Source organism: Gillisia mitskevichiae (assembly GCF_003634585.1).
GTDB classification, from domain to species: domain Bacteria; phylum Bacteroidota; class Bacteroidia; order Flavobacteriales; family Flavobacteriaceae; genus Gillisia; species Gillisia mitskevichiae.
The window spans coordinates 20,544-32,888 of the sequence record NZ_RBLG01000007.1 but is presented as its reverse complement, the minus strand read 5'-3'; the positions used below and the strand labels follow the sequence as shown (position 1 = coordinate 32,888).

Annotated in this window: 14 protein-coding genes; 4 read left to right on the top strand and 10 right to left on the bottom strand. The window is 33.7% G+C overall.

What is annotated here, in order from left to right; genetic code table 11:
- Nucleotides 1-16: 16 nt before the first annotated feature.
- The gene (gene hisS, locus BC962_RS15475; protein ID WP_121346936.1) at nucleotides 17-1,387 is read right to left on the bottom strand and encodes a histidine--tRNA ligase; all 1,371 of its coding nucleotides are present in this window, start codon (nucleotides 1,385-1,387) and stop codon (nucleotides 17-19) included.
- 335 nt (nucleotides 1,388-1,722) lie between these two features.
- On the opposite strand from hisS, the gene BC962_RS15470 reads away from it, so the two are divergent.
- Nucleotides 1,723-2,964 carry an ABC transporter permease gene (locus tag BC962_RS15470; protein ID WP_121346935.1) on the top strand — a complete coding sequence of 414 codons (1,242 nt, stop codon included), beginning with the start codon at nucleotides 1,723-1,725 and terminating at the stop codon, nucleotides 2,962-2,964.
- Here the strand turns inward: BC962_RS15470 and BC962_RS15465 are convergent, their stop codons facing one another.
- The 4 genes from BC962_RS15465 to rpsF all read right to left on the bottom strand — a co-directional run bounded on the left by BC962_RS15465 (nucleotide 2,965) and on the right by rpsF (nucleotide 4,700).
- Nucleotides 2,965-3,441: a DUF6495 family protein gene (locus BC962_RS15465; protein WP_121346934.1), complete on the bottom strand. Its 477-nt coding sequence runs from the start codon at nucleotides 3,439-3,441 to the stop codon at nucleotides 2,965-2,967. It abuts the gene before it with no gap.
- A gap of 158 nt (nucleotides 3,442-3,599) precedes the next feature.
- Nucleotides 3,600-4,049 carry a 50S ribosomal protein L9 gene (gene rplI, locus BC962_RS15460; protein ID WP_121346933.1) on the bottom strand — a complete coding sequence of 150 codons (450 nt, stop codon included), beginning with the start codon at nucleotides 4,047-4,049 and terminating at the stop codon, nucleotides 3,600-3,602.
- Nucleotides 4,050-4,062: 13 nt separating this feature from the next.
- Nucleotides 4,063-4,359, bottom strand: a complete 297-nt coding sequence (gene rpsR, locus BC962_RS15455) for a 30S ribosomal protein S18 (protein WP_026838831.1) — start codon at nucleotides 4,357-4,359, stop codon at nucleotides 4,063-4,065.
- 2 nt (nucleotides 4,360-4,361) lie between these two features.
- Nucleotides 4,362-4,700, bottom strand: coding sequence for a 30S ribosomal protein S6 (gene rpsF, locus BC962_RS15450; RefSeq protein ID WP_010229179.1), 339 nt, complete (start codon nucleotides 4,698-4,700; stop codon nucleotides 4,362-4,364).
- 193 nt (nucleotides 4,701-4,893) lie between these two features.
- On the opposite strand from rpsF, the gene BC962_RS15445 reads away from it, so the two are divergent.
- The gene (locus BC962_RS15445; protein ID WP_121346932.1) at nucleotides 4,894-5,604 is read left to right on the top strand and encodes a LytR/AlgR family response regulator transcription factor; all 711 of its coding nucleotides are present in this window, start codon (nucleotides 4,894-4,896) and stop codon (nucleotides 5,602-5,604) included.
- A gap of 60 nt (nucleotides 5,605-5,664) precedes the next feature.
- On the opposite strand, the gene priA is transcribed toward BC962_RS15445, so the two are convergent.
- From priA to nadC, 5 genes are all read right to left on the bottom strand, one after another.
- Nucleotides 5,665-8,118 carry a replication restart helicase PriA gene (gene priA / locus BC962_RS15440; protein ID WP_121346931.1) on the bottom strand — a complete coding sequence of 818 codons (2,454 nt, stop codon included), beginning with the start codon at nucleotides 8,116-8,118 and terminating at the stop codon, nucleotides 5,665-5,667.
- A gap of 258 nt (nucleotides 8,119-8,376) precedes the next feature.
- Nucleotides 8,377-8,805: a DUF2147 domain-containing protein gene (locus BC962_RS15435; RefSeq protein WP_121346986.1), complete on the bottom strand. Its 429-nt coding sequence runs from the start codon at nucleotides 8,803-8,805 to the stop codon at nucleotides 8,377-8,379.
- Between the two features lie 42 nt (nucleotides 8,806-8,847).
- Nucleotides 8,848-9,411, bottom strand: a complete 564-nt coding sequence (locus BC962_RS15430) for a chalcone isomerase family protein (RefSeq protein WP_121346930.1) — start codon at nucleotides 9,409-9,411, stop codon at nucleotides 8,848-8,850.
- A 25-nt stretch (nucleotides 9,412-9,436) separates the two neighbouring features.
- A complete protein-coding gene (locus tag BC962_RS15425; protein ID WP_121346929.1) occupies nucleotides 9,437-10,360 on the bottom strand; it encodes a YihY/virulence factor BrkB family protein in 924 nt (307 codons plus the stop codon).
- A 3-nt stretch (nucleotides 10,361-10,363) separates the two neighbouring features.
- Nucleotides 10,364-11,221 carry a carboxylating nicotinate-nucleotide diphosphorylase gene (gene nadC / locus BC962_RS15420; protein WP_121346928.1) on the bottom strand — a complete coding sequence of 286 codons (858 nt, stop codon included), beginning with the start codon at nucleotides 11,219-11,221 and terminating at the stop codon, nucleotides 10,364-10,366.
- Between the two features lie 41 nt (nucleotides 11,222-11,262).
- Between nadC and rlmH the strand changes: the two genes are divergently transcribed.
- The gene (gene rlmH, locus BC962_RS15415; RefSeq protein WP_121346927.1) at nucleotides 11,263-11,736 is read left to right on the top strand and encodes a 23S rRNA (pseudouridine(1915)-N(3))-methyltransferase RlmH; all 474 of its coding nucleotides are present in this window, start codon (nucleotides 11,263-11,265) and stop codon (nucleotides 11,734-11,736) included.
- Nucleotides 11,737-11,745: 9 nt separating this feature from the next.
- Nucleotides 11,746-12,318, top strand: a complete 573-nt coding sequence (locus BC962_RS15410) for a non-canonical purine NTP diphosphatase (RefSeq protein WP_121346926.1) — start codon at nucleotides 11,746-11,748, stop codon at nucleotides 12,316-12,318.
- Nucleotides 12,319-12,345: the final 27 nt, after the last annotated feature.

Here is a 12,345-nt window from a genome sequence, read left to right as displayed (position 1 = left end):
TATTTTTAATAATAATCTAGCTTAATCTATCTATCATAGCTTCCAAAGATATTTTTTCCTGATCTCCAGAAACCATGTCTTTTAATCCATAAACTTTATTGTTCATCTCTTCCTCCCCTGCCAAAACAACAAATGGAATTTCACGTCTATTAGCATAATTCATTTGTTTCTTCATTTTTGAAGTATCTGGATATATTTCTGCAGCAATTCCAGCATCCCTTAATTTCTGAACAGCTTTTAATCCATAAAGAGCTTCTTTTTCGCCAAAATTGATAAATAACACTTTAGTATTTGCTGTTACCGTATCTGGGAAAAGGTCGAGCTCTTCCAGAACAAGGTATATCCTATCCAACCCGAAGGAAATACCTACTCCGCTCATATCCTTTAAGCCAAAGATACCAGTAAGATCATCGTATCTTCCACCACCACCAATAGAACCCATTTTAACTATTGCCGGGGGAGCAACTTCAAAAATAGCTCCAGTGTAATAGTTTAAACCTCGAGCCAAAGTGACATCGAGATCTAAAAGTGCAGATTTCAATGGCATCTCAGAAATCACATTCTGAATAAACTCCAATTCCTCTACTCCTTTCATTCCTATCTCAGAATTAGAAAGTATTTGCTTCAGCACTTCTACTTTCTCACCAAAATTACCTTTCAAACCAAAAATTGGTTGGATATTTTTTAATGCTTCCAAAGAGATCCCTTTTTCAAGCATCTCTTTTTTAACTCCTTCTTCTCCAATTTTATCTAACTTATCTAATGCCACCGTAAAATCTATCAACCTGTCTTGCTCTCCAATCACTTCAGCAAATCCAGACAAAACCTTTCTATTGTTAAGCTTTATAGTAACCCCTTCCAATTTAAGCTTTGTAAATACATCATCATATAGCTGAATGAATTCTACTTCTTGCCATAGACTATTGCTACCAACAACATCTGCATCGCATTGAAAGAATTCTCTAAATCTTCCTTTCTGCGGTCTATCTGCTCTCCATACTGGTTGAATTTGGTAGCGCTTAAAAGGAAACTCTACTTCACTTTGATGTTGAACCACATACCTTGCGAAAGGAACTGTAAGATCGTACCTCAAAGCTTTTTCACTAATCGAAGATGTGAGTTTTAAACTGTCTGAATTTTTATAGGCTTCTTGATTGGCTTTTTTAAGAAAATCTCCTGAATTCAAGATCTTAAAGATCAATCTATCTCCTTCTTCCCCGTATTTCCCCATCAATGTATCTGAATTTTCAAAACTTGGAGTTTCAATAGGTTGAAATCCAAACTTTTCAAATTGTGCCTTAATAGTATTCATTATATAAGTACGTTTAGAAACTTCTTTTGGGGAAAAATCTCTGGTACCTTTAGGGATCGATGGTTTTTGTGCCATAATTTTGTTTTGTGATATTATAGTGAACTATATTTAAAATATTGCTGAATTATCAATTTCAAAAAAAATAATATAAATCCTTTTTCTTATTGGTATTATTCCTAAAGGTCACATCGAGCGAAGTCGAGATGTTTTAATAAGCCTTCGACTACGCTCAGGGAGACAAAAACTTAAAACCTTAAGTCAATTAAGTAAAATGGATGATTTCAACAGTTTTTTCAATTTTATTAGTGCTGCAAATATCTTAATTTTTAAACGAACCAAAACAAATTTCAAATTTTAAGTAACATATAAGTATCTTGATAGTCTAATCTTATTGTTAGACCAAATATATTATGTTTAAACTCTTTAAGGAAAATGTAAGGATTGCTTTTGAATCTATTAGAAGTCAAATTCTTAGAACCATTCTAACTGTTTTAATAATCGCAATTGGAATTACTGCTTTGGTAGGAATTTTAAGCGCAGTTAGTGCATTAGAAAACACAATTAGTAGCGATTTTGCCTCTATGGGGTCTAATACGTTTAATTTACAGCGTTATGAATTTGTAACTCAGTCTCGTGGTGGAGACGAAAAAGAGAAAATAAATCCTATTTTATCTTATAGAGAAGTTAGAACTTTTAAAGAGGAATTTATTTTTCCAAAAACTCAAACCTCTCTTTCATTTAATGGAACAGGAACGGCAGAAGTTAAATTTGAAGGAGATAAAACAGATCCAGAAGTTTCGGTTGTAGGGATAAATGAAAATTATTTAACCAATTCTGGTTTAAAATTAGAGAACGGAAGAGAATTCACATATTTCGATATTCAAAACAACAATAAAGTTGCCATATTAGGAGCCGATTTTGCTGAAGGACTTTTTAAAAATACGAATCCTATTGGAAAAACTATCAGTATTCGCGGAGTGAAATTTCAGGTTGTTGGAATGCTGGAATCTAAAGGTTCTACTTTCGGAAATAATCAAGATCTAAGAGTATTGATCCCTATAGAAACAGCGAGATCTATTTATACTCAACCTAATATAAATTACAACATTAGCGTAAAAGTTGATGATAAAGAATTAATGGAAAGCGCCCAAAGTGAAGCAATTATCACTTTCAGAAATATTCGCGGACTGAATCCTGTAGAAGAGAATAATTTTGGAATAGAAAAAAGCGACGATCTTATTAATAGAATTCTATCTATTACAGGGTATCTAAATATTGCTGCCTGGATTATCTCTATTATTACAATCTTCGGGTCCTCTATCGCTTTAATGAATATCATGCTGGTTTCTGTGGCAGAAAGAACCCGTGAAATAGGGATTAGAAAAGCTTTAGGCGCTAAGAAAAGCACTATTGCTACTCAGTTCTTTATGGAAACCCTTATAATTGGACAATTAGGAGGTCTTCTTGGTATTATCCTAGGGATTTTAATTGGATATGCTGTAGCCTCTGTAGCAGATTTTGATTTTGTAACTCCGTGGAAAGCTATGTTATGGGCAACCGGGATAACCATACTTGTAGCAATACTTGCAGGAAGTTATCCAGCTAATAAAGCTGCTAAACAAGATCCTATAGAATCCTTGAGATACGAGTAACTAATTATTCTCTACCATATCATTAAAGTACTCAAACAATTGTCCTTTGGTGATAACGGCCCCTTGTTTAATCAAAGCAAAAATATCCTTATTTCTATCCTCGCTCACAGCTTTGGTGGAAGTAAAAAGATTCACAGCATCGTCTAGCAAATTACTTTGAAGCCACTGGTATCCTTCTCTGGTAGTAATATCTATTGCTTCATTCTCTACTTTAACAGCAACTAGCTTAATTTCTGCCATGGTAATATTGAACAAATACATTTGATGCTTAGAAAAATGTTCTAAATAAGTAACTTTCTCTAAAACTCCTTCCCAGATTAGATCACTAAAAACATCTAATTCATCTTCAGCAACCTCTGGCTTGTTTTTTTTGATCTGCTCCCATTCGTCTGCTGTGATGGATTGAGAAGCCAAGAAATTTATAAATTCCTGATGTAATTCTTCAAATTGTTCTTTGGTGAGTCTGCTATATTTCATCTTTGAAATCCTGAAAAGTTAAAAATGCCAGTGTCTTCATTTATAAAGTTAAGAAGAAACAGCACTTTTTAATATGTTCATTTTAAATTATGCGTAAAAAAAAAGCTGCTCAAAAAATATCGTTGATATTCTTTAAGCAGCTCTAATAAATTATTTGATTAAGCCTCAGCTACAACGTCAAAAGAGAACGAAGAGATCACTTCACGATGGAAACGCAAAGTTGCCTCATATTGTCCTAAACGCTTGATGTTTCCACCGGCGATCGCAATAAATTTTTTCTCCAATTCAACTCCTTCTTTTGCTAATGCATCAGCTAAGTCTCCATTGGTAATAGATCCAAACATTTTATCTCCACCACCTGCTTTAGCAGTAAGTTTCAATTCCAATCCGTTTAGTTTAGCAGCTTGTTTTTTAGCTGCATCTATATTCTTTTGCTCTTTAAAAGCTTGTTGCTTAATAGTTTCAGCTAATACCTTCTTTGCTGAAGGAGTTGCTAAATCTGCAAAGCCTTGAGGAATTAGAAAATTTCTACCGTAACCATGCTTCACAGTTACCATGTCATTTTTAAATCCTAAGTTTTCTACGTCTTTTTTAAGTATCAATTCCATAATTGCCTCTTTCTTATTTTAATAAATCGCCAACATACGGCATTAATGCTAAGTGACGAGAACGTTTAACCGCTACAGCCACCTTACGTTGATATTTCAAAGAAGTTCCAGTTAAACGACGTGGTAACAATTTACCTTGCTCATTTACGAAACTCAATAACCAATCTGCATCTTTATAATCGATGTACTTAATACCAGATCTTTTAAATCTACAGTATTTTTTAGCTTTATTGGTTTCTATGTTTAACGGAGTTAAATACCTGATTTCTCCGTCTTTCTTTCCTTTTGCTTGTTGTTCAATAGATGACATAACTACGCTTTTTCTTTGTTTCTATTTCTTCTTTTCTCTGCCCAAGCAATAGCATGTTTATCTAAACGTACAGTTAGATAACGCATCATACGCTCTTCTCTTCTAAATTCAACTTCCAATGGGTTAATAACCTCACCTGGAGCTTGAAATTCGAATAAGTGGTAAAAACCACTTTTTTTGTGTTGGATTGCATAAGCTAATTTTTTTAGCCCCCAATCTTCTTTGGATACCATCTTGGCGCCGTTAGAAACAAGAAAATCTTCGTATTTCTTAACTGTCTCCTTTATCTGTTCATCAGATAAAACGGGATTCAAGATGAAAACAGTTTCATAATGATTCATAAACTATGATTTAAATTAATTGGCTGCAAAAGTAACACATTTTTTATTATCTGCAAAGCCTTTCTTATTACGTATTAACAGTAATATACATTTTAATATATGTAATTGGTATTTCATCGAAACCTAATTTCTATTTATCTTGCTTTAGTAATATTTTATCAGTAATATTGTTAACACTTAACCTTACCAAGACGTGGACGAAATTTTACTTAAATGTGCTGTTGTGGATGATTCTAGCTTACAACGTTTATCGATTGTAAAGCTTATAATGGATCACCCTAACTTAAAGGTGGTTGCACAGTACAATAATGCGATAGAAACCAAAAATGGTTTGTTAGATACAGAGGTAGATCTTATCTTTCTAGATATAGAGATGCCTATTCTTTCAGGTTTTGATCTTTTAGATGACCTTCCAAATAAGCCGCAAATTATATTCGTTACAGGGAAAACAAAATATGCTTTTAAAGCTTTCGATTATGATGCTGTAGATTATATCCATAAACCGGTAAATAGAGAACGTTTTAATAATGCAGTTTCAAAAGCTCTAAACCTATATCAACTAAAGACCAATGGAGTTCCTGTTGAAGATGAGAATTTCATCTTCGTAAAAAGTAATCTAAAGAATAGAAAAGTATTTCTTAGCAAGTTAAAGTATATAGAAGCTTTAGGAGATTACGTTAAGTTTGTAACAGAAAAAGATACGTTTGTTGTTCTTGCAACTATGAAATCTTTTGAGCAGCAATTACCCTCAGATAAGTTTTTGAGAATTCATAAATCTTATATTGTGAATCTTGAAAAAGTGGAGCGTTATAATAGTAAGAATATTGAGATCGATAAACAACAACTACCTTTAAGTAGACATAAGAAAGCAAATCTTATAGAGGCTTTAAGCTCGATGCAATAAATTTTAAGCTTTTCTGAATTAACATTATAGAGGATTCCTCGTGATCATTTACAACTGTTTTTACGAAGGATCTACATTAGTGATCACCCTCACACTTCTCCATATTCCAATTGCCTTAAAACTGGTTAGGATCTTCTGAATATATTTTTTTGTTTTTCCTAAGGACTGATTTGGTGGGATCTTTAAAAGAATATTCTTATAATACTCATTACGTATCCTCGCTACTGGTGGAAATTCTGGCCCTAAAACATGTTCTCTAAAAACATTAGCCAAAGACTTAGCTATCCAATCTGCTGCATCATTGGTTTTAGAATAATCCTTACTTCTAATCGTGAATTTTATAAGCTTATAATATGGAGGATATTGATATTGGTAGCGTTCTTCCAGTTGCTCCTTATACATTTCCAGATAGTTGTTTTCTGAAACCTGTTTCACTATTTGATGATGAGGATTATAGGTTTGGACGATCACCTTCCCTCTATTCTTTGTTCTTCCAGATCTCCCTGCCACCTGAAGCATTAGCTGAAAGCTTCGCTCATGCGCTCTAAAGTCTGGGAAATTCAGCAAATTATCGGCATTCATGATACCTACCAATCTCACCTTTCTAAAATCTAGTCCTTTGCTTAGCATTTGGGTTCCAACCAAAACATCAATGCTTTCCTGTTCAAAAGCACTTATTATTTTTTGATGTCCATGTTTACCACGAGTAGTATCTAGATCCATTCGTCCTATTCTCGCCTCTGGTAGTAAAGATCTTAATTCTGTTTCTATTTGCTCGGTCCCAAAACCTTTGGTGGTAAGTTCTACACTCTCACAAGCCATACATTGCTTTTGCATAGCCATATGATAACCGCAATAGTGACATCGCAACTGATTGCTATGATTGTGGTAGGTAAGACTTACATCGCAATTAGGACATTGCGGAGAATGACCACAAGTAAGGCATTCTAAAATAGGAGAATATCCTCTTCTATTCTGAAATAAGATTACCTGCTCTCCTTCCTCTAGTGTAAATTTGATCTCCTCCAACAATCTATCAGAAAAATGGCCTGTCATTCTTTTCTTCTTGTATTTCTCTTTAAGATCTACAATTTCAATTTCTGGCGGCAATACATTCCCGAATCTTCTATCTAATGAAACAAGAGCATATTTATTATGAGTGGCATTATAATAAGATTCTAAAGATGGCGTGGCAGATCCCATTAGCACTTTAGCATCATGCAATTTGGCTAATACTACAGATGCATCTCTCGCATTGTACCTTGGTGCAGGATCAAATTGCTTAAATGTTGTTTCATGCTCTTCATCTACAACGATGAGTCCAAGGTCCTGAAATGGAAGAAAAATAGCTGAGCGTGCTCCTAAAATGATCTTAGCTTTCTCATTATTGTTTAAAACATGATTATAAACTTCCATGCGTTCATTCACAGAGTATTTACTGTGATAAACCAATACTTGTTCTCCAAAAAAAGATTGTAATCTAGAAACCAATTGAGCGGTTAATGCGATCTCAGGAAGTAAATAAAGAACCTGTTTTCCTTCTTTAATAACTTGCTCTATTAATTTAATATAGATCTCTGTTTTCCCAGAAGAAGTAATCCCGTGTAGCAAACAAACATCTGTATCTTTATAAGCTTCGGTTATTTCTGTAAATGCAGATTGTTGCCACTCATTCAAAACCATTTGTTGATCTACTTCCTCTATATCAAATTCAATTCTATCTTTTTGTAAATGAAATTCTATTAAAATCTTTTTATCTATAAGACTTTTAATTACTGCTGTAGACGTTCCGCTAGCTTTAGAAAGTTCTTTTAGTTCAAGTGGTTTTTTAGATCTCGCTTGAAGCTGAAATAAGGTTAATATCACAGCCTTTTGTTTGGGAGCTTTGCTTAGCTCATCTAACAAAAGATGCATTTCATTTTCTGGAAGATGTTTTTCATTCAGCTTCACATAGCGAATTAACTTGGGTTTATATTGCTCGAATATTTCCTGATTAACCACCACTACACCTTTAGAAACCAATCTATTAATTACCGGTAACACCGTTTTCTTGTCCAGTAATTGCATGATCTCCTGAATCTTCAGAGATGATTGTCTTTGTAAGGCTTCATAAATAAGATATTCTTGATCGTCTAATTGTGCATCTTCGCCATTACCAGAAGGTAAAAGCTGAATTAAAGTTTCACTTTCCAATAAAAAGCCACCAGGAAGAGCTGCCTTTAAAACTTCTCCCTCTGCACACATATAATAAGAAGAGATCCAGTTCCAGAATTTCAGTTGATTTTTGGTAATTATAGCTGAATCATCAAGGATCTGTTCGATCTCCTTAGCTTCATATTTCTGTGGTGCATTGTTATGAATAGAAACAACAATACCAGTATAAACCTTGGATTTCCCAAAAGGCACTGCAACTCTCATTCCGGGAGTCAAAACTTCCAATTCAGCTTGGGAAATTTTATAGGTAAATTGCATTTCTAATGGAAGTGGTAGAAGTACATTTATATAGAAACCCATGTAGTAACTTTAAGTTGGTTAACAGATCATTCTGGATCTGTATTTTTCAGCATTTAAAAATAAAGGTTTTCTAACCTATGTTAATCACAGCTTAAACGAAAATTTCACAAAACAGAATGACTTCGCGCGAGATGACACTTTATAATAATAGGTTGAGGAAAACCGATATACTTACAAATTTAAACTTCTTTTTACTCCAAATAAAAAATCCACTCTTTAAAAGAGTGGATTTTTTTTAACAATTCTATTTCTAAGATCTTATTCTGCTCGTAACCAAGTTTGTGTTCGGTAAAAGAAGGAAATATATCCTCTTACATTCAGCTTTTTAGGATTATCCTCATCCAGCCAGATTTTACATCGATAAACTTTACCTGTTTTAGGATCAGTTACAACCCCTCCAGAATATTCATCTCCATCATTTTCTAAACCAGTCATAACAACCATTCCTTCAATAGGCTTATTTTTAAGTTCACCTTCGCATTCCGTACAAACCCTGTCCCGATCTTCTTCTTTTATAATACGCACTACCCTACCGTGAAGCTCTTCCCCCACTTTAAATATTTCTATTATGGAGGTAGATTGCCCAGTTTCTTCGTTTACAGTCTTCCATTTTCCAAGCACAGATTGCGCCTGTAAATTGAATCCTGCACAAAGTAGTAGGATACTGTATATAATACGTTTCTTCATTTTCATTTTTCGTTCTGTTCTAACTGAATTATAAAATTTCAATTAACTTTTACCTAACATGGCTTCTTTAAGGTCTTTATCGGCCGGCTTCTTAGATAACCAGATCCCAAACAATCCCTTCTTAAACTCCATTCCTGGAATGGTACCTAATAACTTATTGTTCTTATATACTTTTACACCTTCTTTAGGCAGGTAAACCATATCGAAAATGTCATTTTTTTGGATCTCTTCGGAAAAATAATTTTTGAATTGAGTTATTTCTGAAGCAATACCAGATGCCTTACCACCTGTAGCATTTTCAAAACCTTCGTTTACAGCATCGATCATTTTATCACTAGTGATCAATTTAGAAACTATATGCAATTTAATAGCCATTGGCTGATTAGCATTTATAATCCCATTAGCATCGGCATTTTTTTTATCTAAGTATAAAGCCCCAGCATACATGTCCATCCAAAACTTTTCTCTCACTCCTACTCCATTAAGGCTTAATTTTTGACCTTCAAAAGTTACAGTGTTTGGTAAAGTAACGCCAGCCGCAGTTGTTTGAGCCGGTGCAGATGCAATAGTTACCATTGCAAACAATAATAATAAAACGTTTTTCATTTTAATTTAAGTTTAGTTAATTAATTTAATTTAATCTCTTTTTCATTTTAAGTAATGAGGCATTCAATTCAAATCCAAGCAACAATATATTAGAATTTAACCATATATACACCATAAGTACTAAAAGTGCTCCAATAGAGCCATACAATTCGTTATATCTACTAAAATTCTCAATATACAAACCAAACAAATAGGTGTTCAGTAATATCAAAATAGTAGTAAACAATGCCCCTGCTGAGAAAAACCGGGCTTGCCTTCCTTCTCTTGTACCCGAATAATATAGGGTTGCAACTGCTGCATAGATCAATAAAATAAATGCGGTGTATTTTACTAATTTAGGCGATAAGCTCCTACCTCCAAAAATATCTAACTGACTTATGTCATCTACTGCATAGGTGAGATAAACCGCTAATATCACTGTAATTAACAACAACAATGCCATGATTATAGAAACCCCTATGGCCACAAAATATTGACGAAATACAGATCTATTGGTATTTGTATGAAAGGAATATTCAAAACCTGTAAAAATAGAATTCACCCCGTTAGTCATTAAAAACACCGACAGGATAAAGGTTATAGACAGCAAACCTCCTCTGGGTGTACTTGCAATATCATAAAAAACTTCATCAAAAAATTCGGAAGTTGTAGGAGGCAACAACGAATCCATGAACACCAAAAATTGCAACTGAAAGTCATCTATAAATTGAATGTAAGGAATCAAATTCAGAATAAATAAAAGGAAAGGAAACAATGCCATAAAAAAACTAAAGGCAATAGCGCTTGCCCTTGTAGAAAATGTTCCATGAATAATTCCACCTGTGTAAATTACCCAAAGATCATGAAATGTTAAACCATCTAAGCCAGGAAGTTTTATTTTACTTGTTCTATACTCCCAGGCATCAGATATTCTAACTAATAATGATTTGGAAGATTTTTTAGTTCGCATGCATTATACTGCTTTTAAACTCAGGTCCATATTATATACAGAATGGGTTAAGGCTCCACTAGAAACATAATCCACTCCACATTCAGCATATTTTCTAACCGTATCTAAGGTAATTCCCCCACTAGATTCTGTTAGACATTTTTTATTTATTAACTGTACAGCTTTTTTTGTCTCTTCGTAATTAAAGTTATCTATAAGTATCCTATAAATTCCATCACTTTTTAAAATTTCCTGAATCTCTTCTAAATCTCTCGCTTCTACAATGATCTTAAGGTCAAGATCGTTCTTTTTAAGATAAGTCTTGGTTTTATTTATTGCTGGAGTTATCCCTCCTGCAAAATCTATATGGTTATCCTTAAGCATAATCATATCGTAAAGTGCAAATCTATGATTTTCACCTCCACCAATTTTTACCGCCCATTTCTCTAGAGCTCTAATTCCAGGAGTTGTCTTTCTGGTATCTAAAATTTGAGTATTTGTACCCTCCAATTTCATTACAAATTCGTTGGTCTTAGTCGCAATAGCACTCATTCGCTGCATTGCATTTAAAACCAGCCGTTCTGCTTTTAAAATAGATTGAGAAGAACCTTCAACATAAAAAACGATATCTTTTTTTTGAACTTTTTGTCCATCTTCAATTAAAGTCTCCACTTTAAGATCTGGATCTATGTAGCTAAAAACTTGTTTAGCAAATTCCACTCCTGCAATAATGCCATTATCTTTTACAAGCAACTTAGCTTTTCCTTTTGCTTCTTTAGGAATACACGCTAAAGAACTATGGTCTCCTTCACCAACGTCCTCTCTTATAGCGTTAGAAATAATTAATTCAATTTCCTTTTGAAATTGTGCCTTTGAAATCATCGCAATAGTTATTTTTGTAAATGTAGCAAAGTCTTAGTAAAATGACCATAAAATTACTTGGTATAGGTAAAACAGATGATAAAACCCTTCAAAATTTAACGGATGTTTATGTGAAAAGGCTTCAGTTTTACAACAAATTTGAAATTGAGCTAATTCCAGATCTCAAAAAAGTTAAAAACTTAGATGAGAATCAGCAGAAACAAAAGGAAGGAGAATTTATACTAAATAAGATCTCTACCTCCGATTTTGTGGTCTTATTAGATGAAAATGGAAAACAGTTGAGTTCTGTTGGGTTTTCTGAATTTATTCAGAAGCGCTTTAATAGCGGATTAAAACAAGTCATTTTTGTTATTGGCGGGCCATACGGATTTTCTCAGGAAGTCTATGATCGCGCCGATACTAAGATCTCACTCTCCAAAATGACATTTTCACACCAAATGGTTCGGCTGTTTTTTACAGAACAGCTGTACAGGGCCTTTACTATATTAAAGAACGAACCTTATCATCACCGCTAAATAATTTATATGAAACTTGTATTCGCAACTCATAATAAAAATAAACTAAAAGAAGTACAGGCCTTATTTCCTAAGAATATTACATTACTCTCTTTAGATGATATTGGTTGTTATGATGAAATTCCTGAAACCGCAGATAATTTAGATGGAAATGCCATATTAAAGGCCAACTTCATAAAAGAGCGATATCAAATGGATTGTTTCGCAGATGATACAGGATTGGAAGTAAAAGCACTTAATGGAGAGCCGGGAGTTTATTCAGCAAGATATGCTGGAGAACAAAAAGACAATGAAGCGAACATCAAAAAGCTTCTTTCTAACCTCGAAGATCGAGAAAATCGAGATGCACGGTTCAAAACTGTGATCGCATTGAACCTAAATGATCATGAATTATTATTCACAGGAATTTGCGAAGGTACCATATTAAAGGAGAAAAAAGGAGAGAACGGTTTTGGCTACGATGCTGTTTTTCAGCCAAATAATTCAGATAAATCTTTTGCTGAAATGGAATTAAGTGAAAAAGCTAAACTGAGTCATCGAGGAAAAGCGCTGCAATATCTTATAGATTACCTAGCTAAATAGTTGTTTGTTATTCATTTAAGAATTTTA

Bases quoted from the DNA above. Each gene is read 5' to 3' on its own strand.
- rplI (WP_121346933.1), bottom strand. From the start codon at position 4,049: ATGGAATTGATACTTAAAAAAGACGTAGAAAACTTAGGATTTAAAAAT.
- BC962_RS15410 (WP_121346926.1), top strand. From the start codon at position 11,746: ATGAAACTTGTATTCGCAACTCATAATAAAAATAAACTAAAAGAAGTA.
- BC962_RS15435 (WP_121346986.1), bottom strand. From the start codon at position 8,805: ATGAAGAAACGTATTATATACAGTATCCTACTACTTTGTGCAGGATTC.
- hisS (WP_121346936.1), bottom strand. From the start codon at position 1,387: ATGGCACAAAAACCATCGATCCCTAAAGGTACCAGAGATTTTTCCCCA.
- rpsF (WP_010229179.1), bottom strand. From the start codon at position 4,700: ATGAATCATTATGAAACTGTTTTCATCTTGAATCCCGTTTTATCTGAT.
- BC962_RS15425 (WP_121346929.1), bottom strand. From the start codon at position 10,360: ATGCGAACTAAAAAATCTTCCAAATCATTATTAGTTAGAATATCTGAT.
- rpsR (WP_026838831.1), bottom strand. From the start codon at position 4,359: ATGTCATCTATTGAACAACAAGCAAAAGGAAAGAAAGACGGAGAAATC.
- BC962_RS15465 (WP_121346934.1), bottom strand. From the start codon at position 3,441: ATGAAATATAGCAGACTCACCAAAGAACAATTTGAAGAATTACATCAG.
- nadC (WP_121346928.1), bottom strand. From the start codon at position 11,221: ATGATTTCAAAGGCACAATTTCAAAAGGAAATTGAATTAATTATTTCT.
- rlmH (WP_121346927.1), top strand. From the start codon at position 11,263: ATGACCATAAAATTACTTGGTATAGGTAAAACAGATGATAAAACCCTT.
- BC962_RS15430 (WP_121346930.1), bottom strand. From the start codon at position 9,411: ATGAAAAACGTTTTATTATTATTGTTTGCAATGGTAACTATTGCATCT.
- priA (WP_121346931.1), bottom strand. From the start codon at position 8,118: ATGGGTTTCTATATAAATGTACTTCTACCACTTCCATTAGAAATGCAA.
- BC962_RS15470 (WP_121346935.1), top strand. From the start codon at position 1,723: ATGTTTAAACTCTTTAAGGAAAATGTAAGGATTGCTTTTGAATCTATT.